Genomic DNA, 22084 nt, shown 5'->3' on the forward strand with positions numbered 1-22084 from the left:
AAAGGCTCGGGCTTTTATTTATCCCAAACCTTTACCTACTCAACCATTCGTTCTAGAATGTCATTTACTTTTATTTGTATAAAATAATATAATGGCTTTATTTTCTTGTCTGATCTTCTGCCCAAGTCATTCCTAAAGCACCTTCACCTAAATGTGTGCCAATAACTGGACCAAAATAACTAATTTCATAACGTAATGTTGGGTACTGCTGTTTTAAATCTTCCATCCACGCTAGAGCTTCTTGCTCAGCATTAGCATGAATAATCGTTGTAACAATCGGATAACCTTTTGCGACATCTTCTCCTAATAGTTGTTCGATTCTTTTAAGAGCCTTCTTCTTCGTTCTTATTTTTTCAAAAACCGTAATTTTTTTATCTTCGAAATGCAAAATAGGCTTTATCTTCAATAATGAACCAATCATTGCTGACCCATTAGACAGTCGTCCTCCGCGAACCAAATGATTTAAATCATCTACCACAAAATAAGCCTGCAAGGTTTTTTGTATTTTTTCGAATGTATGAAAAATCTCTTCAACAGTAAAACCTTCTTTAGCCATTCTTGCTGCTTCTAATACAAAGTAACCTTGTGCTGAACAACTGATTCCCGAATCATATGGGTAAATCTTAAAATCTTCATATATAGCAGCTAAACTTTTTATCGTATTGTAAGTTCCACTCAGTTCGCTCGATAAATGAATACTTATAACAGCATCATACGTTCTAAATAGCTCATTAAACAACACAGATGCTTCACCTATAGGTGGTTGTGAACTTGTCGGTAAAGTCTCCATTGTTTTAACTTTTTCAAAAAAAGTAGTCGGGTCTATTTTTGTTTCTTCAATAATTTCTTTTTCCATTATAACCGATAACGGTAATCTATAAATGGAATACATTTCACACTGTTCATCAGTTAAATAAGCTGTACTATCTGTTACCACTGCAATTTTCAATTTATCACCTCACTATTAATTTTTCCCACAGTCTAGTGTCCAAGTTAAAATTATATCATACTTCTTTTTTTGTTAAAACTCCTTCTTTAGTAGATTCTTTTTCTATTGTTCTTGTTCAACTCTTACACTAAAGGTACACTATTTGTATAAAGCAATTATTTAGTTTGGTGAAAGGATTAATTATGTTAACTCATTACTATACCATTGAAAAAGACGGACAATTTGAATTAGAAATAAAAAAATCTCGTTTTATTTGTCACTTAAAACATGTATCGAATGAATTAGAAGCTCAACAATTTGTTCAGTCTATAAAAAAAGAACATAGCAAAGCTAACCATAATTGTGTAGCTTACCTAATTGGCGATCATAATGAAGTCCAACGTGCTTACGATGACGGAGAACCCTCTGGTACAGCTGGGGTTCCTATGTTAGAAGTCCTGAAAAAAAGAGAACTTAAAAATGTTGTGGTTGTTGTCACACGTTATTTTGGAGGTATCAAGCTTGGTGCAGGAGGTTTGATACGTGCTTATGGAAAAGCTGTCAGTCAAGGATTGAATGAGATTGGAGTTGTTGAAAGACGTTTGCACACTCAAGTAACGATTGTTGTTGCTTATCCAGTCTCAGGGAAATTGGAAAATTCTCTTCGTGAAGCGAACTATGCCATTAAGGATACTCTTTATTCTGACGTTGTTTCCTTTTTGTGTCTTATCGATCACGAACAATTAATTACTTTCCAAGCAGAAGTTATTGAGTGGCTCAATGGTCAAGTAACTTTTAAACTAGGAGAAGACGTATATTGTGACAAAAAAGTTTTAAGTTAAATATTAAGAAATGGTTACTTTTTTCGAATAATCTTCCTACTTGTATTTATTCGTGATAGAATAAACAGGATATTTTAGGCTATACGCATCTAGATAACAAGCACCGCCTTGATCAATTTAAAAGTAAATGATTTTTCTGAAGGAGAATGAGTGTGAAGAAACATCCTAATACTAGTAGAAGTGCGTCATATATTGATAAACGAAAAAAAAGAAAGAATACAATCATTCTCAGTATCTTGATTCCAATTATGATTATCATTTTAGGGGCAGCTGTTTATGCAGCTAAGCTTTATGCAACTGCACAAAAAACGATTGACGATTCTTATCATGAATTAGACCGTAGTAAAGAAGTTGTAGTAGATCCAATTAAAGAAACCACTTCTATTTTAATCATGGGTATTGATGATACAGAAGAACGCGATCTTGGAAGTGCAAGAACCGATTCGTTAATCTACTTGACTATCGATCCAAATAACCATGAAGTTAACATGATCAGCATCCCTAGAGACACATATACTCCAATCATGTATCAAGGAGAATACTTGCATGAGGATAAAATCAATGCAGCTTATGCTAAGGGAGAAGAACAAGCAACGATTGAGACTGTTGAAGAATTGTTAGACGTGCCTATTCATTATTACGTGACCTTTGATTTTGACGCCTTTTTAAAAATCATAGATGCATTAGGCGGCATTGAAATGGATGTTCCAATAGCTTTTTCAGAACAAAATTCTGATGGCAAGATGAATCAAATCACCTTAGAAGAAGGTTACCAAACATTAAACGGTGAAGAAGCATTAGCATTAGCTCGTACAAGAAAAATCGATAACGATGTTATGCGTGGAGAAAGACAACAATTGTTGATACAAGCAATTGTTGAAAAAGCTTTAAGTGTTGGTTCTATATCAAAATATACAGACGTTATAGAAGCAGTTGGTTCAAATATGCGTACTGATTTGACTTTCAATGAGATGTTGGGAATAGCTCAAACAGGACTAGAGGGCTCTTACGCCTTTAACTCTTACACATTTGAATGGACAGATTTCATGTTGAATGGCGCAAGCATGGTTGAACTTTATCCAGACAGCGTTGATTTTGTCAGTCATCGTTTCCGAGTAGCTCTTGGATTAGATTCTTTAGATGAACGGGATGCTGACGATTATGAATTTGAAACAAACGGCATAACAAATTACGCTTACTAAAAAAAACGGGCACAAGACTTTTACGTCTTGTACCCGTTTTTTAGTTATCTTTTTCGATTTAATTTTTTGGCAAAACGTCTGAATCTAGATAATAGGGGTCTTCTTTCTTCACTAACTAACCCAATCAATTCCATGAACAACTCTAGACCAAGTAGTAAGCCTACTGTTAACATAATGGACCCCCAAAAAGTAGACAAAGGATACATCAATGCAATTAATGAAAACATAGCGGCAATACTATAAATAGCAAGTACCGTTTGTCTGTGGGTCAAGCCTAGCGTCATTAAACGGTGGTGCAAATGCATTTTATCTGCACTCGAAATTGGTTTTCGATTTAACCGTCTTCTCAATATGGCTGCAACCGTATCTGTAATCGGTATGCCTAGTATGACGACCGGTATAATCACGGTGATCAACGTTGCGTTTTTCAGTCCCTGAAGCGACATAATAGATATCATAAAGCCTAAAAATAGAGCGCCTGTGTCGCCTAAAAAAATACGCGCTGGAAAAAAGTTATAGGGCAAAAATCCAATGGATGCTGCAACAAGAGTGAAAATCATGATGGGAACAGCCACGTCAGCTATCGTTAAAAAGAAGAATCCAATAATACCCATGGTTGTTAGAGCAATAATTGAAACTCCAGTTGCTAGCCCATCTAAGCCATCTATTAAATTGACAGCATTCGTAATAGCTAATATCCATATTAAAGTAATAGGTAAGCTAAAGACTCCTAACTGTATTTTTCCAATTAATGGCAAGGTGACGAGATCCATTCGTATATCAGCTACATAGTAAATGATTAATGCAGCTATTATGATGCCCAATAACTTCATTTTTGGGGAGAGCTCGATTAAATCATCGATCATTCCTGTAATAATAATTACAGTAGAAGCAATAAATAACGGCAGAACTTGTTTAAATGGGATCGGCTGCAAAAAAAATAGGGAAAAATAAAAAGACAAGTAGATCGCCAACCCACCTAAAGTTGGCATCGCCTTTACATTTACTCGTCTTTCGCCAGGCTTGTCTATAGCATTTACTTTTAATGCCAATTTTTTTATTAGCGGTGTCAGCATAAAACTGATTATGATCGTTAATAAGCAGAACACCAATACTTGAAACATATTATACATAAAAGAGAAACCTACTTTCAAAGCCATTCTTGCTCTCATTATACAAACTTAATGGCTAAAATACAATTGCAATTTAGTTTTGACTGGACTGAGGACCTTTAACAACAAAAAAATTTACGCTAATTGTTGCTTAGCGTAAATCCTTTTCTAAATAAAATTCAAATCTTTCCCCTACATATTGAGTACGAACATACTCAAAGGGTAAGTTTTCTTCTGAGTAACTAATCTGTTTCAACTGAAGAATTGATTCACCACGTTTTATAGATAAATACTCCGCAATTTTTTCAGAAGCACGCATAGCGGAAATCGTTTGTTCCGCTCGTTTAACCGTAATGCCTTGTTCCGCTTCTAAAACTTTGTAAAGTGATTTAGTAATTTCTTGTTTTCCTAATGATTCAACAAGGTGATACGGAATCGTTGCCACTTCAAAACAAATAGGAATATCATCTGCGTATCGAATACGTTCCATTCTTAAAACCATTTCTTCTGGTTCAAGCTTTAAATTTTCTGCTTCACTTACACTCGCAGGCTTGACATGATAAGAAATCGTTTTACTTGTAGGTTTTCTTCCTTGTGAAGTCATAATGTCTGTAAAGCTTTGAATACCAGCCATTTTTTCTTGTACTTTTTTATTAGATACATAGGTTCCAGAGCCTACTTTTCGCTCTAATATTCCTTCATCTACCAGAGTTTGTACGGCTTGTCTCAAGGTCATTCGGCTGACATTAAAATGGATAGCTAAATCTCTTTCAGAAGGAATACGCTCTCCTATTTTCCAAACTTCTTGTTCTATCATTTTTCGTATCTGATTATGAATTTGAATATAAATTGGTGTCGCCTTAGCCATGATTTCGCTCCTATCGTTGCATTAATTTCGCTGCTTCTTCATCTACAATCATAATCACATTCTTATGATTTTGCAAGATGCTTGCCGGAACTTCTTGTGTTACAGGTCCTTCTACAGCTTTTTTAATAGCTTCTGCTTTTGTTTCACCATAAGCCATTAAAATAATTTTTTCGGATTGCATAATTGATTTGATTCCCATTGAATAAGCTAAACGTGGAACATCTTCAGCATTATCAAAAAAGCGTTTATTTGCTTCAATAGTAGATGGCAATAATTCTACTTTATGTGTTGTTAAATCAAAAGAAGTGCCAGGTTCATTAAATCCAATATGTGCGTTGCTTCCAATACCTAAAACTTGAATATCAATCGGGTGTGTTTCAATAATTTGATCATAACGTTCACATTCTTGTTTTGCATCTTTAGCCATTCCATCGGGCACAAATGTTTCTTTGAATGGTTTTTTAGAAAATAACTGTTCTTCCATGAAATAATGGTAGCTTTGTGGATCTGTAGGAGCAAGTCCTACATATTCATCTAAATTAAGAGCTGTCATATCTGAAAAATCTACGTCACTTTCGATCATTTCGTGATACAACGAAACAGGTGTACTCCCTGTAGCTAATCCTAGTACTTTTGCTCCTTGGTCCATGCCTTCTTTAATCAGTTCAAAGGCTTTTTTTCCGCCTTCTACGTTATCTTTCACAATAATTATTTCCATTTTAATTTCCACCTTTTCTTTTCAATTTTAGTTTAATAAACCATTTTCCCAAAACTAAATGTATGCTCTACATCGAATTCACTATTCATCACGATCATATCGGCATCTTTACCCGCTTCGAGACTGCCTTTTTTATTCAAACCGAATTCTCTTGCTTGATTGACAGAAGTCATTTTTACAGCGTCCTCAGTGGAGCAACCTGTAAATGCCATGATGTTTTTAAATGCATCATTAAACGTCAATACACTGCCTGCCAACGTTCCATCTTCTAATCTGGCTTGATTATTTTTTACTAGGACTTTTTGCCCGCCTAATTCGCTCTCGCCATCAGGTAAACCTTTTGCACGCATCGAATCCGTAATGACTTCAATCCGGTCTGGTCCTTTAATTTTATACGCTAAATTGACCATATCAGGATGAATATGATAGCCGTCAACAATCATTTCTGTATAAATAGCGTCTTCTAAAAAGGCATGTCCTGTTACTCCTGGCTCACGATGATGCAGCCCTCTTTGTGCATTATACAAATGTGTAATGTGAGAAGCTTTAGAGTCCATCAGCTGAGCTCTAGTTGCGTTGCTGTGACCGATTGAAAGAACAATGTTATGACTCATACAATAATCTTCAAATTCTGACGCATCACTTGTTTCAGAAGCATAAGTGACTAAGCGAATACGATTTCCACTTAACTTATTCCATTTTTCCATTTGTTTTGCGTCCGGCACACGAATGTATTGTTCAGGTTGTGCTCCTTTAAAAACTTTAGAAACAAAAGGACCTTCTAAATGAATTCCTTGAATCACAGGATTTTTACTGGCTGCTTCATTGATGGCAATAAGTGCTTTATCAATCGCTTCATAAGATTGTGTCATTGTTGTCGCAAAGTAAGAAGTGATGCCTTCTTTATACATTTCTTGAAGCATCTGATTGATTTCATCTGCATTGCTGTCCATGTTGTCGTAACTGTAACCGCCATGACTGTGAACATCTATAAAACCAGGTAAAATTATTTTTCCAGCAGCATCTTGTTCTTGATCAGTTGGTTCTATTTTATAATCGCTCATTTTTCCTACAGCTAAAATTTCTTCAGAAAAACGAACAAATGCATCTTCAATTTTTTCTTTTCCTGTGTAAATAGTTGCATTTATTAATACATTAGCCATTTTGTATTCTCCTTTGCTCTTTTTTATTATTATAAATGGTATAGACCAAAAAAGCAAGTAAAAAAGTAAAGCACTTAATCTTCAAAAAAATCATGTGCTTTACTATAGTTTTCACCCACTGTTACATCGTATTGGATCATATCGTACACCTTTAACAACTCTTGTGTTTTTTTTGAAAGGTCTTCTCGTTTTTCAGCTACAACTTTTGAATCTCGTTCAAGGTATGTGCCTTTTTCAAACGCAGGCACTGTTTCTTCCAACTCCATTAAAAAAGCATGGAAAGGAGTAACTGGAGCATCTGCAATGTCTAAAATATGATTCATGTAATAAATAGGACTAATGGTTCCCATTGTATCGTAGTTTTCAGCAAAATTAGAATAGATGAGTAATGGCGTTTGATGCATTTTTAAACTTCCATTCGTTTCCACTACAGTCTCACTATAAAAGCTTGGCAAATGGTCTCCCCAAAAAACAACAATTGTTTTTTCAGTTGATTGATCTATTACCTTTAAAAATACATCCAGTGCATCATCACTATACGCTAAATCTTGCAGGTAATTAGCTGCTTCTTTAGCATTCCCTGTTCCTTGAGCGGAATAATTTGTATTAGGGTATTTACCACTGTAAACCATATGGTTTTGCATCGTAACCAGATGGATAAAATCATATTCTTGTGTTGTCCTCATTTGTTGCAAGACTTCTTGATAAGCGGACTCATCTGAAATATATGGATTCCGATCTTTTTTACCTAGAAACTCCATATTTGTTTCCGTCAAAAATGTTGTAAATCCTAAATTTTGGTAGACTTCATTTCGTTTATACATCGTTGTATCATAAGGATGAATAGCTGTTGTGGCATGTCCTTGCTGATTTAGATAAGAAACAACCGACGGCAATTCACTCATTCTAGAAACCAATTGCGTATACGGAGTCGTTAAACTAGCCGTCATCGGTTCCATTGACAAGCCCGTTAAAGCTTCAAATTCGATATTGGCCGTTCCGCCTCCGTATCCCTGAGATAACATCGTTCCACTTAAGGCAGTGTCCTTTAATACTCGTAGCTTTGGAATCGGATCTTTTGAAACGGTAACTCCTTCAAGAGCTGATGGATCTGAAAAACTTTCATTCATGACATAAACGATATTTACATCTTTTATTGATGCCAATCTTGTTTGATTTATTTTAGCTGCTTTTTCTTTATATTCTTGAACAACTTTTGTTATTTGTTCTTCTGAATAACTTGCTGGTTTAGTCATAGCTTCCACACCTAGGTTATACAAAAATCCGCCTATAAAACCATTGTTGTAATAATTCATTTGCTGGCTGTAAGGAATCCAGTAAGCATGTCGATCATAAGCAGATTTCACCAAATTACCTGGCTGATTAAACCCTAAACTATAAAAAAGAATAGCGCTAGTCACAATGAACGTGGTTCCTCTTACAAACCAATTCCATTTTTTTTGTTTAGAATCAGTAAAGGATTTCGATCTTTTTTTATGCTTAATAAAAATATACATGCTCAGTATGATGGCACTGATTAGAAAAATACTGATGACTAAAAGCAACTTACGATCGATCATTTGGATCAAAAAAGGCAACTCTTGAATCATAGTAAGGTCAGATGGATACAAAGGTTCACCACGTAAAGCCATTTTTTGTTGTGTCGTTATACCTGTTGCTACTACTCCAACTGTCAGAATAAGGATACTCAGCCAACGCGAACCACTTATGGCTGTTATCCATAAGTAGATAGTAAATAGCAAAAATACCCCTATTAAAAACATCTCCGTATGCCATTGAAAGGCAAATTTTACGGCTAAAGAAAAACTGTATTGATTTTGAAAAAATTGCAATAAGAAGTTCCCTGTAAATGAAGCAACCAATCCTAAAAGAATCGTAATCAACCACTCTTTAAAAACAGTTGGACTGAGGTATGTAGATGAATTCGTTTGTTTCTCATTTAATTTTCTCATTTCATTCACCTTCACTAAAAAAAATTCTTGATTTGTTGTTACTTTTTTTTATCACTATCAGTTTCTTTCAAAATATAAATCGGTCTTTTCTTTGTTTCCAAATAAGTTTTCCCTAAATATTTGCCTACTATTCCTAAGCAAAACAACTGCAATCCGCCAATGGCCAATATAATGGTAACTAAAGAAGGCCAGCCGGCTGTTGGGTCATCAAATAAAACCGTTCGGATAACAATCACAATCATAAAGAAAAGGGCAATTAAAAAAGAAATTAATCCTACAAAAGAAGCTATGGCCAATGGAATATCGGAAAAATCAACAATTGCATCCAATGAATATTTAAATAAGGACCATATTGACCAAGACGTTTTCCCGGCAGAACGCTCTTTATTTTCATACTCTAAATATGTTGTATCAAATCCTACCCAACTAAAAATCCCTTTTGAAAAACGGTTAACCTCTGTCATAGAAAGAATGGCCTCAACCATTTGGCGAGTCATTAATCTGTAATCACGCGCTCCATCCACAAATTCAACCGCTGAAATGCGGTTCATGAGACGATAAAATTCTTTGGCTAAAAATGATCGGACAGCCGGCTCACCCTTTCGGCTTACCCTTCTTGTTCCTACACAATCATACTTTTCCTGACGTATAAGATTAAGCATCTGAGGCAATAGTTCTGGAGGATCTTGCAAATCAACATCCATTACAGCTACATAATCTCCAGTAGCATGTTCCAATCCTGCAAATAACGCTGCTTCTTTTCCAAAATTTCGTGAAAAGGATAAGTATCGGATAGTATCGGGGTATCTTAGTGCTATTTCTCTTAACACAGTTAACGTCTGGTCTTTCGAACCGTCGTTAATAAAAATATATTCAACACTTATATTTGCTAACATTGGTCGAATCTTTTCAACTGCATCAAAAAAAAGGGGAATCGTTTGCTCCTCATTGTAACAAGGAACCACAAGTGATAATTTTTCCGTTTCCACTACTTTCACCTCTTTATCTAATTTGAACAATCATAAATGAATGACAGTTTGTCTGTAACAGAAAAAAGCTGGAATAAATTTCCCAGCCTTTGAGTGTCTCCTATCTCCATCTATTTCTTTTCTTTTTATTTCCAAAAATCATCAAAAATAGTAATTGGAAGGTGACGTTTGTGTTCTGTTTTCACGTACCAGTTTTCGATTTTCAGTGCTGCTTCTTCGGGTACAACTTTACCCTCTAAGTAGTCATCAATTTGGTCGTAAGTGACACCCAAAGCTTTCTCATCTGGTAAAGAAGGCTTATTTTCTTCTAAATCAGCAGTTGGAATTTTTTTGTAAAGATGTTCAGGCGCTCCTAGTTCTTTTAGTAACGCTTTTCCTTGACGCTTATTTAATCTAAAGATAGGATTGATGTCGGTACCACCATCTCCAAATTTTGTATAAAAACCCGTAACCGATTCCGCAGAATGATCTGTACCTACTACTGCTCCATTATGACTTCCAGCTATCGCATATTGAATAATCATTCGTTGACGAGCTTTGATATTTCCCTTTACAAAATCACTCACGGATGTCCCACTATCTTCTAGTGTTTTTACTGTTGCATCTACTCCAGGCTTTACATTCACTTTAACCACTTTGTCCGCTTCGATAAAGGCTATTGCGTCCATAGCGTCTTTTTCGTCTGCTTGTTCGCCATAAGGAAGTCGTACAGCAATAAATTGATAACTGCTGTCTCCAGTCTCTTCGCGCAATTCAGTCATAGCCAATTGGCTTAATTTCCCAACTAATGTAGAATCTTGTCCTCCACTAATACCTAATACTAGCGTTTTTAAAAATGACTGTTTCTTCAAATAGTCTTTTAGAAAATCCACACTTTTTCGCACTTCAACTTTTGGATCAATTGATGGATGAACATGCATTTCTTCAATAATTTGGTTTTTCAAATCTGACATAACGGTAGCCTCTTCTCTTTGATTAATCGTTAAATGTAGTATAGCATAGTTCTTTTTACGACTCTAATATTTCTAATTTCAAAAAAAGAATCAGTAACTGATTCTTTTTTCTTAGCTATTTTACTATTAGATAATTGGTTTTTTGGACAATTTATTCACGTCATCACGTGCTTTTTCAATGGACTTGATTTTATGGTGATACGCTGATTGTGATAGATCTACTGGATAAGCTTCTGGATTTAAGCTGCGTTTGTACTCTTCCCAAAGCATTCCTAGACTGACTTCAGCATACGTTTTAATTTCCGTTAATTTTGGCAAATCATAAACTAATTTTCCATCTACAAAAATTTCTTTCAGTAATGGTCTGGCACTAAAATTCGTTACTGTTTTATTAATATAGGTGTGTACCGGATGGAACATGAACAATTCTTCCTTTTGGTCGGGTCTTTCTTCCCAAAGAGTGATATAGTCGCCTTCTGACTTCCCATCGTCATTCTTAGTAATACGCCATACTTGTTTTTTACCAGGTGTTGATACTTTTTCAGCATTGCTGGAAAGTTTTAACGTATCTACCATGTTACCTTGTTCATCTTCAATGGAAACCAGTTTGTAAACTGCTCCCAAAGCAGGTTGATCATAAGCAGTGATCAGTTTTGTTCCTACACCCCAAACATCGATCCGAGCGCCTTGCATTTTTAAATTTAAAATTGTTTTTTCATCTAAATCATTTGATGCATATATTTTTGCTTCAGTAAATCCAGCATCATCAAGTTGTTGGCGTACTTTTTTTGAAATATATGCCATATCTCCACTATCAATACGTACACCTAAAAAGTTGATTTTTTCGCCAAGTTCTCTTGCAACTCGTATAGCATTTGGCACACCCGATTTCAATGTATCATAAGTATCAACGAGAAAAACGCAGTCTTTGTGTGTCGTAGCATACGCTATAAACGCATCATAGTCGTTTCGGTAAACTTGTACTAATGAGTGTGCATGTGTTCCGCTAACCGGTATATTAAATATTTTACCTGCACGTGTATTGCTGGTAGCGTCACACCCTCCAATAAAAGCAGCTCTTGTTCCCCAAATAGCCGCATCCATTTCCTGTGCTCTTCTCGTACCAAATTCTAAAACAGGTTCATCTTTTACAATTGATTTGATATTAGAAGCTTTGGTTGCAATCAAGGTCTGGTAATTTAAAACATTTAAAATAGCTGTTTCAACTAGTTGACAATCTGCTAACGGTCCTTCTACTTGAATAAGTGGTTCTCCTGCAAAAACAACTTCTCCTTCAACCATTGAACGAATCGTTCCTTTGAATTTAAAATCTTTTAAATAATCTAAAAATTCTTCTGGGTACGTGTTTAAACTTCTTAAGTAATCAATGTCACTTTGTGTAAATTTTAATTTTTGAATGTAATTTACAATGCGTTCTAAGCCAGCGAAAACAGCATACCCGCTATTAAAAGGGTTGCTTCTAAAATAGGATTCAAAAACCGCATGTGTGTCTGCTTTTCCAAGCTCCCAATAGGTTTTCATCATATTGATTTGGTATAGATCAGTGTGTAATGCCCAACTGTCATCTGGATATATCGTATTCATTACTCTTCCCCTAACTCTCATTTTTTCCTTTTTATCATACCATAAAAGCTTGAAAAAAAAGATGATTTCACTATTTTATCTCATTCATTTCCTTCATCTATATATACTCGTCCGGTTTCTTTTCCGAGACGAATAGGTTTTCTAGCTCCTTCATAATTTTTTAATCGAATTTCTTTGATGGCTACTTCTCCTGCACGGTATTGAATAGATAAAGCAATTTTATCTAAACGATTTTCAGGTTTTGTTATTGCGAAAAAATGTCGGATCGCAACTTTTTGATAAGCTGATACCACTAGTGCTCTTGGGGTTGAGGCTGTATATAACTTTGTCACTTGCGGGTAGCAAGCCGCAAGAAAGGTCGCCCGTATGCCAAATGCTGACTTAGAATACGCCTCCTCACCTTGGTGGTGACCAATGTGTCTAAAATTATATGACCGATTGTCGTGGTCCGAAAAATGGCCAATGATTTGAGTATCTGAGGCTGCTGAGCTTGTTTCATGTGCTTTTATTTCGACTCCTCCAAAACAAAAAGCCGTATGGTTATTCGTCAAGGTAACATGTTGTGAACCGTCATCGATCTCAATTCCATTTGAGTTTGAATAGCCTTCTTTATGAGCACGACCACTAGGATGATGAGCATAAGAGTTAGAGATGAATATATAATCACTATGGTGAGTCGTTATCCCATCATCACCAAATCCACTGACTTCAACTTGGTCTATCCAGATATACTGACTACCGCCTCTTGCTCTAAGACCATCGCCAAGATAATTGTACACTGGAGATGTGACATCAATGCCATGCAGTCCTGGATCGCTGATTCTCACATTACAAACTACGGCATACTTAACGTGAGCTAAGGTGATCCCACTGGAAAAAGTCCCTCCACTAGCTGTTTTATCATGACCATTCAATCTTGCAACGTTCCAGTCTAAACTCATTCCTTCAATACGAATGTGATGATCTCCTTTTAAATAGTGTTTATTCGTGATCAATCGTGTTTTTTTGGGAGCCGCTTTATGCAAAACGAGAACAGTCTCATTTATGCCACTTCCGACCAATTCTGTATAAGAAGGAATCTCAATTCCTTTGACAACGTATTTGCCTGGTGGTACGAGGACACGTCTATGTCCTGAGGAAAGTGCTCTTTTAAAAGCTCTTGTACAATCTGATTTCCCGTCTCCGACTGCCCCATAATCAACCACAGAAACTGACGTTACTTTATTTTCCAACCAACTCATTTCATAGTCCAATACGATCTTCCAAAGTGGGGAAACTTTTCCATTTTGATTAACCAAGACAGGTCGTTCTGTAGTAAAATCAGTCTTATTTCTACTAGGGACATTTATCGTTAACCCATTTTTTTTAGGCTCAGCCAATCTGCCATTCAACGTACGAAACAAGTCTTCCGTTTGATTGATTGCTCGTTGTTTTTGTAATGGGATTCCGTACATTGGAAAAATAGCCGTTAATCTTTGCTGGATCGTTTGCTCTTGATTCATTCTCTTCCCCCCTAAGATTCAACTCGTTTCCTCTTAAATCTCAACGTGCACTAATTTACCTCTGCATTGGCCACAAACGTATTTCTGTGTATTGACTTTGCGCTGTCGATAAATCACTTGAGAACATCCTTGGCATTGGTAAAGCAGTCTTTTCTTTACTGCCTGAGGTTTGCTTAACGATTTTACAAATCTTGATCCACCAACAGCTGTCAGTAATTGTTTGAACTCTTTGTCTTTATGTTGAAAACCACTATCTGATAAATGCAGATGGTAATGGCACAATTCATGTTTGATCACTCCTAAAAATTCTTCCACTCCAAAAGCTTCTAGAATTCTGGGATTAAAATCTAGATTATGAGACTTTAGGTGATAGCGTCCTCCGGTTGTACGCAAACGATAATTAAATACTGCTTCATGTTGAAAAGGTAACCCAAAAAAATCACGTGAGGTCTTTTCCACTAAGGTCTGTAATTCCGCTTCATTCATAACTTACTCTTCCTATTCCAATCTCAATTTTCATTTCGCTTCCTATTGATTTACTTATGGTTTATTTTACAAGTTTAAAGGTTGTCTCACAACTAAAAGCTGTTAAGCAAAAAAGGAGTTGGATTTTCCCCAACTCCTTTTTTTACCAATCATTTATGTTGCTATCCATTTTTATTCTTTTGGTTTCAACATTGTTAAGGCAATTCGACCTTTTTTCAGATCCACACTATCGACCCAAACCGTCACAACATCGCCTACTGAAACAACATTTGTTGGATGTTGAATGTATCCTTTGCTTAATTTAGAAATATGAACCATGCCATCTTGTTTGACTCCGACATCTACAAATGCTCCAAAATCAACCACATTTCTAACCGTTCCTTCTAATTCCATGCCCGGTATTAAATCTTCCATACTTAAAACATCTGTACGCAATAACGGAGCTGATAGTTCATCTCTTAAGTCACGGCCAGGTTTTGACAAGGCCTGCAACATATCTTTTACAGTTTCCTTACCTAATCCAACTTGGTCAGCCAATGGTGCTACGTCTATTTTCTCCAAAACTTTCTTAGCTTCTAGACTCCCAACATCTGATAAGGTCAATCCAGCTAATTCTAAAATTTGTTTTGCCTCTTTATAGGTTTCAGGATGGATACCTGTATTGTCTAATACATTTTTCCCGTCAATGATGCGTAAGAATCCTACAGCTTGTTCATAAGCTTTAGGGCCTAAGCGAGCAACCTTTTTCAATTGAGCACGACTTTCAAATCTACCATTCTCTTCACGATAAGCCACAACATTGGTAGCTGTTGTTTTATTCAATCCTGCAACATGTTGCAATAATGGTGTACTTGCAGTATTTACATTTACACCCACTTGGTTAACTGCGGTTTCTACAACAAAATCCAAGCGCTCTTCCAAGCGTTTTTGAGACACATCATGTTGGTATTGACCGACACCAACTGACTTAGGATCGATTTTTACAAGTTCAGCTAAAGGATCTTGCAATCTGCGGGCAATACTAACCGCACTTCTTTGCTCAACTTGCAGATCAGGGAACTCTTCTCGAGCTGTCTTACTTGCTGAGTAAACAGATGCACCTGCTTCATTCACAATCACGTAGAAAACTTGTCGTTCCATTTCTTTTAAGTTTTCCGAAACAAACGTTTCAGATTCACGACTAGCTGTTCCATTTCCAATTGCAATCATTTCAACTTGGTAAGTTTCAACTAATTGTTTGAATTTAATTGCTGCTTCAGCACGTGCAGCTGCACCTGCTGGTTTATGTGGATAAATCACATCAATCGCTAGCACCTTACCTGTGGGGTCAATAACTGCTAGTTTACACCCTGTACGGTAAGCCGGATCTAAACCTAAAACAATCTTTCCCTTTAGTGGCGCTTGTAATAATAAATTGCGTAAATTTTCTCCAAAAATATGAATAGCTTGTTCTCCAGCCTTTTCTGTTAATTCTGCACGGATCTCACGTTCAATAGATGGTCCGATGAACCGTTTATAACTATCTTCAAAAGCCGCTTTTATAAAAGGTACCGCCGTAGAATTAGACTGCTCGATTAATTGCTTTTCCAAATACTCATGAATTTTTTGTTCGTTTAAATCAAAAGAAACTTTCAAGATATCTTCTTTTTCTCCACGATTCATCGCTAAAATACGATGAGATGCAACTTTTGTCAACGGTTCACTATAGTCATAGTACATTTCAAAAGTTCCTTTTTCATCTTTTTCAGCATTCTTAACTTTAGCTGTGATCGCTCCATTTTTAGAACTATACTCACGAATCCAAGTTCGGTAAGTAGGTTCATCCCCAATTCGTTCAGCAAGAATCTCGTGTGCTCCAGCTAAAGACTCTTCGCTTGAGGCAATTTTATATTCTTCATTAATATATTTTTCAGCTTCTACTTGTACATCGGTTGTTGGAAAAGACAACAACCATTGTGCTAAAGGCTCTAATCCACTTTCTTTGGCTATCGTGGCTTTTGTACGTCGTTTTTGTTTAAATGGTCGATACAAATCTTCTACAAGTTGCATTTTTATTGCTTTTTTAATTTTCCCTTCAAGTTCTGGTGTTAATTTTCCTTGTTCTCCAATGCTTCTCAAAACATCATTTTTGCGTTTTTCTAGATTTGTTAAGTATTGATGACGCTCTTCTATTTCGCGTATTTGAACTTCATCCAATGTACCGGTCATTTCTTTTCGGTATCGAGCTATAAATGGGACTGTATTCCCTTCAGCCAATAAATCTAAGACTGTTATTATTTGCTTTTTAGAGTAACTTTTTAATTCATTTTTCAATAAATCTAGTACAATTGATTCGTTTGTTTCCATCATGTATTTCTTCCTCTCTCGTTCCACTTTACTTAACTATTTTACCATAAACATAAGAGGCTAACCAAACTCCTCTTAAATACCTCTGTAATTTATTAACTACAAAAAAAGTATGCAAAAAGAGTTTAACCTTTTTGCATACTTAGCTCATTTTTAGTTACTTCGTTTTTTCTGGCAATTGAAATGTCAGTAGTGCATTCACTACTTCTGCTTCCGGATCTTTGGTCAGCCAGTGTTTCGAGCCTCCCAAACAAGCACAAATATAATTCACTTGGTTATCTACTAAGGTTTTTCTGAAATGGACATGACCCATAATACTATAAACAATTGGGTAATTTTGATACATCTTTTCATAAGAAGAGCTTCCTAAAAAAGCATTAAAATAATCATATATTTTATGTGGCAATCGTACAACAAATTTTGGATGGGTAACAACATGAGTCATCAAGATAACTTTTCGCTCTCCAACAGATTGAAGATCTGCTTCTAACTTATCTAACATCCATTGAGCCACCTGTTTATTTTCTTCTCCCCAATGAACATAGCGCTTATCTTGCCATACTCCAATTCTCAATTTCATGTCATCGAATTCTGACTTAGTGTATTTCTCTTGATCCGCATACCCATAATCATACCAACCACCATTACCAACAACTGCCCATTCATCATTCAAAATATACGGTTTATTTAATAAACTATTGGATTGTTTCTCAAAAAAACGGTAGATTTTTTTTGTATCTGTTTCTCCATTTTTTAATGACCAAAAGTCATGATTTCCTGGGACAAACAAAACAGAAATACCACTTCTTTCTGTGACTTCATCTATAAATTGTTGAGATACTAAATAATCGCTACTGATATCCCCAGCAATTAACAAGATATCAATATTTTGATGGTTAATCTGCTTAACGAGAATTCCTGCAAAAGTTTCATTTTCAGCTAATTTTTTCTTATTGGTATCAATGTGTAAATCTGATAGCACACCAATTTTCATAACGTTCTCCTTTATTGTACCTTATAAAAATAATTATTTTGATCTAATCTTTATTGATGATCATTTATTCTTCTATTAATCCTTTTTCAACTAAAAATTGTTGCGCTACTTCGCTTGCACTTGTTCCAGTCACATTTACAGCATAATTCATGTCTCGCATTTCAGCATCAGTAATCTCCCCGGACAATTGGTTTAAAATGCTCTCAAGTTCTTGAAAATCCTCTAAGGTTTCATCCAATAATAACGGAGCTCCTTGGTAAGGTGGGAACAATCCTTGATCATCTTCTAAAACGACTAAATCATATTGAGCAAGTTCACTGTCCGTTGAATAAGCATCTACTAAATTGATATCTCCTGTTTCAATAGCTGCATAACGAAGTTTTGGTTCCATTGTTTGGACATCACCAAAGGTTAATCCATATAAATCTTGGATTCCTAGATATCCATCTTGACGATCAGAAAATTCTAAAGTAAAACCGGCTTTGATTTCATCTGCAATTGGGATCAAATCAGAAATAGTTTCAAGTTGGTATTCTTCTGCTAGTTCTGAAGTGACCGCAAGCGTATAAGTATTGTTAAATGCCATAGGTTCCAACAAGGACATATTATACTGATCTGCTAAACCTTCTTTAGCTTGCTGATAAACATCTTGTTCATCTGTTGAACTTAATTCTTCATTTAAAAAAGTTGCCAAAATCGTTCCAGTATACTCTGTATAAATATCAATATCTCCGGATTCTAATGCGTTGAATACGAAAGTTGTTTTCCCCATATTAGGTTCTAATGTGACAGCCACATCTGTTTCTTCTTCAATCAAATATTTATACATATTCATAATAATTTCAGGTTCGGCACCTAATTTACCGGCAATAACCAGCTCTTCTTTGTCTTTCATCAAGAATGGTGCAAGCAGTAAGGCCAAAATAATAACACTGAGGATGCCTAAGGTGATCACTGTTTTCTTAAACGAAATTTTTTCAAATATACTCAACAGGTAATCAAATAAAATTGCTAGTAATGCTGCTGGAATCGCTCCTAATAAAATTAAATAATTATTTCCACGATCGATTCCTAATAAAATAAGGCTTCCTAATCCACCGGCCCCAATTAAAGCCGCAATGGTTCCAGTTCCAATAATCAACACCATTGCATTTCGAATCCCCGCCATGATGATTGGCATAGCAATCGGAATTTGTACTCTGATGAGTTTCTTCCATCGATTCATCCCCATTGCGTCTGCTGCTTCATTTAGTGATGGATCAACTTCCATTATTCCTGTGTAGGCATTTCTTAAAATAGGCAATAAAGCATAAAGAACCAACGCTATAATAGCGGGTACAGATCCTATACCTACTAAAGGAATCATCAATCCTAAAAGAGCAAGTGATGGAATGGTCTGAAAAATAGAAGTGATTTGGATCATAACAGCTGCTAATTTTTTATGTCTAGTTAAGTAGATTGCTAGCGGAATAGCTATAATCACTGCTATAAACAATGAGACAAATGATAATTGCATATGTTCAATCAGCGCTGTTACTAATTCACCTTTACGTTCTTGAAAGGTAGTGATAAATTCATTCATACTAGTTCACCACACTTTCTTTTTCAACGTGGATTTCTTGTGCCAAATAATTAAGCAACTGTTGTTTTGTGATCTTGCCTATCACATCGGCTTCATTCTCTTTGATAATAATAAATTCTTCTTTAGCTAAAGCGATGATCAATGTGTCAATCGTATCATGGGGAGCTAAATAGGGTCCTATTCCTTCAACTGATTCACTAGCTTCTAACTTTCCAGTTGCCAGAATCTGTTGAATCGTTGGGGTTTCTTTAAATTCACTTATACCCGTTTGTAAAAATTTACGCACAAAATCGTTTTTTGGATGTTTTCGAATGTCATCTGGTGTTCCTATTTGCTCTATTTTCCCATTGTTCATTAAACAGATACGATCCCCTAAAGCTAACGCCTCTTGCATATCATGCGTTACAAAAACTACTGTTTTATTCAATTTTTTTTGCAACTTTGCCACATCTCTTTGTAAGTTGCGTTTACTGATTGGATCTAATGCACTAAATGGTTCATCCATTAAAATGATATCCGGGTTAGCTGCTAACGCTCTAATAACACCGATTCTTTGCTGTTCTCCTCCTGAAAGTTCAGAAGTTTTACGATTTCGGTATGCTTCTGGTTCCAGGCCAACACTTTCAAGAAGCTCAGTCACTCTATTTTTCATATCTTCTTTGGACCATTTTTTCATTTCTGGTACGATCGTAATATTTTCTTCAACCGTCATATTTGGAAATAGAGCAATTTGCTGCAGTACATACCCAATATTCCATCGCAATTCTTGTAAATTATAGTCGCTGATCGGTTTACCGTCAATGCGAATAAAACCTGACGTTAATGAAATCAAACGATTGATCATTTTTAATGTTGTTGTTTTTCCGCTGCCACTGGGTCCGATAAACACAAAAAATTCCCCGTCTTTTATTTCTAAATTGATATTTGATACAACTGGTTTTCCTTTTTCATATTCTTTAGAAACATTTTCAAAAAGTATCATCTTCGCTCTCCTTTAAACCCCATTTTATTTAGGCTACAATTACGTCAACCCATCCCAAACATAGCCTTTATTGTCTAGTTTGATGTCTCTAACTAACTCTTTTTCATTAAATAGTACCCCGTGAAGCGCACCACCGTATACTGCACCTCCATCTATCCCTATTTTGTTATCTTTTATCCATAAATCAGTTGTTTGGTTGTCTCCATATAAAAATGGCGTAATCGTATGGCCGAATACAATGATCTTTCCGGTAGTATTTTTCATTTCATGAAATGCATCTCGAATCCAGACATAATCTTCACTAGATGTTTGATGCCAATCGCGTTTTGATAAATCCACGCCTGCATGAACAAATAAAAAGCGTCCCCATTCATAGTAAAGAGGCAATGACTCAAGGAACGGTTTTAAGGCTGGATAACGACTAGTCAAAAGCATCACGATTTCTGTAGGAGAGTACTCCGCATCTAAGCCCGGATGTAAGAAAGTTTCTAGAGTTTTCATCCCACCGTTCAAACAATACAGATCATAGTTTTGTTCAGGATGGTTCAAAAAGGCCAATAACATATCTTCATGATTTCCTTTTAGATAAATGGCATCTTTTTTTTCTACAAGTGATTGTGCCAATAAGATGCAGTCTTTTGGATTCTCCCCCCGATCCCCCAAATCACCAATCAAAAGCAACTGCTGCGTTTCTTCATTCCAGTTGGTTAGCATTTGTTTGAAAAGTGTAATTTGACCATGAACATCTCCAATTGCAAACAATTCTCTTTTCATCATCCAACACCTCTTTAGGACTTTTCATTATTATACCAGTTGTCGAATTATTTTTATAAAATAACGGTTTATCATATTTTTGTATATAAGCCATTAGTCTAGACTATAAAAATAATAATCCTTATAATATTCCTTATAAATGAACAAGTTATTTTCCATTACTGATTACATTACAGAAGGGGTGACTAGAGGCTATGAATTGGAAAAAAGGACTTGGAATAGTTGCGGCAATCGCGGTCTTAGCATTTATCATTTACAGTATCGCAGAATCCAATACAAAAGACGAAACGCTAAAGGTACAAACAGCAAAAGTATCACAAGAAACGGTTGAGGAACGATTAAACACAACTGGATTAATTGAATCTACTCAAACTCAATCTGTTTTTGGTCAAGGTATGGTTCAAGAGGTAACTGTAAATGTTGGAGATGCTGTTCAGGAGGGTGATATCCTCATTTCATATAGCGATGGAACAAGTCAAACGGCTGAATTCAATGGAACCGTTACAGCCGTCAATGCACGAGACAACCAAGTTGATCTCAGCAGTCAAAGTGGTGACCCAGCTATTTCACTAGCTAATTTGGCTGACTTACAAGTTGTGGTTGAGCTCAGCAAATCAGATGCTCCACTTATTAAAGAAGGTCAAGTTGCGCTTTTGACTTCTGGAGAAGATGTATTTAATGGAACCGTCTCTCAGATTCACCCTATCGCCACTATTGTAACCAGTCAAACGGGTACACCTGCCGCTACTTTAAAATCCATTATTTCCTTTGACACACCACCAGAGAATTTATTTGTAGGTTTCGATATTGATGTTGATATCATAACCAATACCGCAGAGAATGTTTTGGTCATTCCTATAGAATCTTTAATGTACGATGAAGACAATAAACCCTATGTTTACGTTGTAGAAAATGGACAAGCCTTTGCTACAAAAATAGAAACAGGTATTCAGTCCACTACTCATGTAGAAGTAAAAAATGGACTGACTTTAGATCAAACTATTGTGTTATCACCAGATGATACTATTCAAAATGGTACTAAAGTGACCATTGACTAGAAAGGAG

General features: G+C 35.9%; 19 protein-coding genes. 3 read left to right on the forward strand and 16 right to left on the reverse strand.

The annotated features are described in order from the left end of the window. Positions 1-97: 97 nt before the first annotated feature. Positions 98-949, reverse strand: a complete 852-nt coding sequence (locus ABS911_RS02930) for a DegV family protein (RefSeq protein WP_350466218.1) — start codon at positions 947-949, stop codon at positions 98-100. Between the two features lie 182 nt (positions 950-1131). Here ABS911_RS02930 and ABS911_RS02935 point away from each other — a divergent pair, with 182 nt between their 5' ends. Next, positions 1132-1770, forward strand: coding sequence for a YigZ family protein (locus tag ABS911_RS02935; protein WP_350466219.1), 639 nt, complete (start codon positions 1132-1134; stop codon positions 1768-1770). Positions 1771-1916: 146 nt separating this feature from the next. Then, positions 1917-2972 carry an LCP family protein gene (locus ABS911_RS02940; protein ID WP_350466220.1) on the forward strand — a complete coding sequence of 352 codons (1056 nt, stop codon included), beginning with the start codon at positions 1917-1919 and terminating at the stop codon, positions 2970-2972. Between the two features lie 44 nt (positions 2973-3016). On the opposite strand, the gene ABS911_RS02945 is transcribed toward ABS911_RS02940, so the two are convergent. The 15 genes from ABS911_RS02945 to ABS911_RS03015 all read right to left on the reverse strand — a co-directional run bounded on the left by ABS911_RS02945 (position 3017) and on the right by ABS911_RS03015 (position 21019). Further along, positions 3017-4096: a glycosyltransferase family 4 protein gene (locus ABS911_RS02945; protein WP_350466239.1), complete on the reverse strand. Its 1080-nt coding sequence runs from the start codon at positions 4094-4096 to the stop codon at positions 3017-3019. A gap of 139 nt (positions 4097-4235) precedes the next feature. Then, a complete protein-coding gene (locus ABS911_RS02950) occupies positions 4236-4952 on the reverse strand; it encodes a GntR family transcriptional regulator (protein ID WP_035021369.1) in 717 nt (238 codons plus the stop codon). Between the two features lie 10 nt (positions 4953-4962). Next, on the reverse strand, positions 4963-5670 hold the full coding sequence (gene nagB, locus ABS911_RS02955; protein ID WP_350466221.1) for a glucosamine-6-phosphate deaminase: 708 nt from the start codon (positions 5668-5670) through the stop codon (positions 4963-4965). A 32-nt stretch (positions 5671-5702) separates the two neighbouring features. Next, positions 5703-6833, reverse strand: coding sequence for an N-acetylglucosamine-6-phosphate deacetylase (gene nagA, locus ABS911_RS02960; RefSeq protein ID WP_350466222.1), 1131 nt, complete (start codon positions 6831-6833; stop codon positions 5703-5705). A 74-nt stretch (positions 6834-6907) separates the two neighbouring features. Next, positions 6908-8806: an LTA synthase family protein gene (locus ABS911_RS02965; RefSeq protein WP_350466223.1), complete on the reverse strand. Its 1899-nt coding sequence runs from the start codon at positions 8804-8806 to the stop codon at positions 6908-6910. A gap of 38 nt (positions 8807-8844) precedes the next feature. Further along, a complete protein-coding gene (locus tag ABS911_RS02970) occupies positions 8845-9795 on the reverse strand; it encodes a glycosyltransferase family 2 protein (protein ID WP_350466224.1) in 951 nt (316 codons plus the stop codon). Positions 9796-9920: 125 nt separating this feature from the next. Next, complete coding sequence (gene nadE, locus ABS911_RS02975) at positions 9921-10748, reverse strand: NAD(+) synthase (protein ID WP_350466225.1); 828 nt, start codon at positions 10746-10748, stop codon at positions 9921-9923. Positions 10749-10874: 126 nt separating this feature from the next. Beyond that, positions 10875-12353 carry a nicotinate phosphoribosyltransferase gene (locus ABS911_RS02980; RefSeq protein WP_350466226.1) on the reverse strand — a complete coding sequence of 493 codons (1479 nt, stop codon included), beginning with the start codon at positions 12351-12353 and terminating at the stop codon, positions 10875-10877. An 80-nt stretch (positions 12354-12433) separates the two neighbouring features. Then, positions 12434-13855, reverse strand: a complete 1422-nt coding sequence (locus ABS911_RS02985; RefSeq protein WP_350466227.1) for a glycosyl hydrolase family 28-related protein — start codon at positions 13853-13855, stop codon at positions 12434-12436. Between the two features lie 33 nt (positions 13856-13888). After that, positions 13889-14341 carry a SprT family protein gene (locus tag ABS911_RS02990; protein ID WP_350466228.1) on the reverse strand — a complete coding sequence of 151 codons (453 nt, stop codon included), beginning with the start codon at positions 14339-14341 and terminating at the stop codon, positions 13889-13891. Positions 14342-14512: 171 nt separating this feature from the next. Next, positions 14513-16690, reverse strand: a complete 2178-nt coding sequence (locus ABS911_RS02995; RefSeq protein WP_350466229.1) for a Tex family protein — start codon at positions 16688-16690, stop codon at positions 14513-14515. Positions 16691-16844: 154 nt separating this feature from the next. Continuing rightward, the gene (locus tag ABS911_RS03000) at positions 16845-17681 is read right to left on the reverse strand and encodes a metallophosphoesterase (RefSeq protein ID WP_350466230.1); all 837 of its coding nucleotides are present in this window, start codon (positions 17679-17681) and stop codon (positions 16845-16847) included. Between the two features lie 64 nt (positions 17682-17745). Then, complete coding sequence (locus ABS911_RS03005) at positions 17746-19263, reverse strand: ABC transporter permease/substrate-binding protein (protein WP_350466231.1); 1518 nt, start codon at positions 19261-19263, stop codon at positions 17746-17748. A 1-nt stretch (position 19264) separates the two neighbouring features. Beyond that, a complete protein-coding gene (locus ABS911_RS03010; RefSeq protein WP_350466232.1) occupies positions 19265-20245 on the reverse strand; it encodes an ABC transporter ATP-binding protein in 981 nt (326 codons plus the stop codon). A gap of 39 nt (positions 20246-20284) precedes the next feature. Then, complete coding sequence (locus tag ABS911_RS03015) at positions 20285-21019, reverse strand: metallophosphoesterase (protein ID WP_350466240.1); 735 nt, start codon at positions 21017-21019, stop codon at positions 20285-20287. A gap of 194 nt (positions 21020-21213) precedes the next feature. Here ABS911_RS03015 and ABS911_RS03020 point away from each other — a divergent pair, with 194 nt between their 5' ends. Continuing rightward, complete coding sequence (locus ABS911_RS03020) at positions 21214-22077, forward strand: efflux RND transporter periplasmic adaptor subunit (RefSeq protein WP_350466233.1); 864 nt, start codon at positions 21214-21216, stop codon at positions 22075-22077. Positions 22078-22084: the final 7 nt, after the last annotated feature.

It is taken from the genome of Carnobacterium sp. (assembly GCF_040274425.1).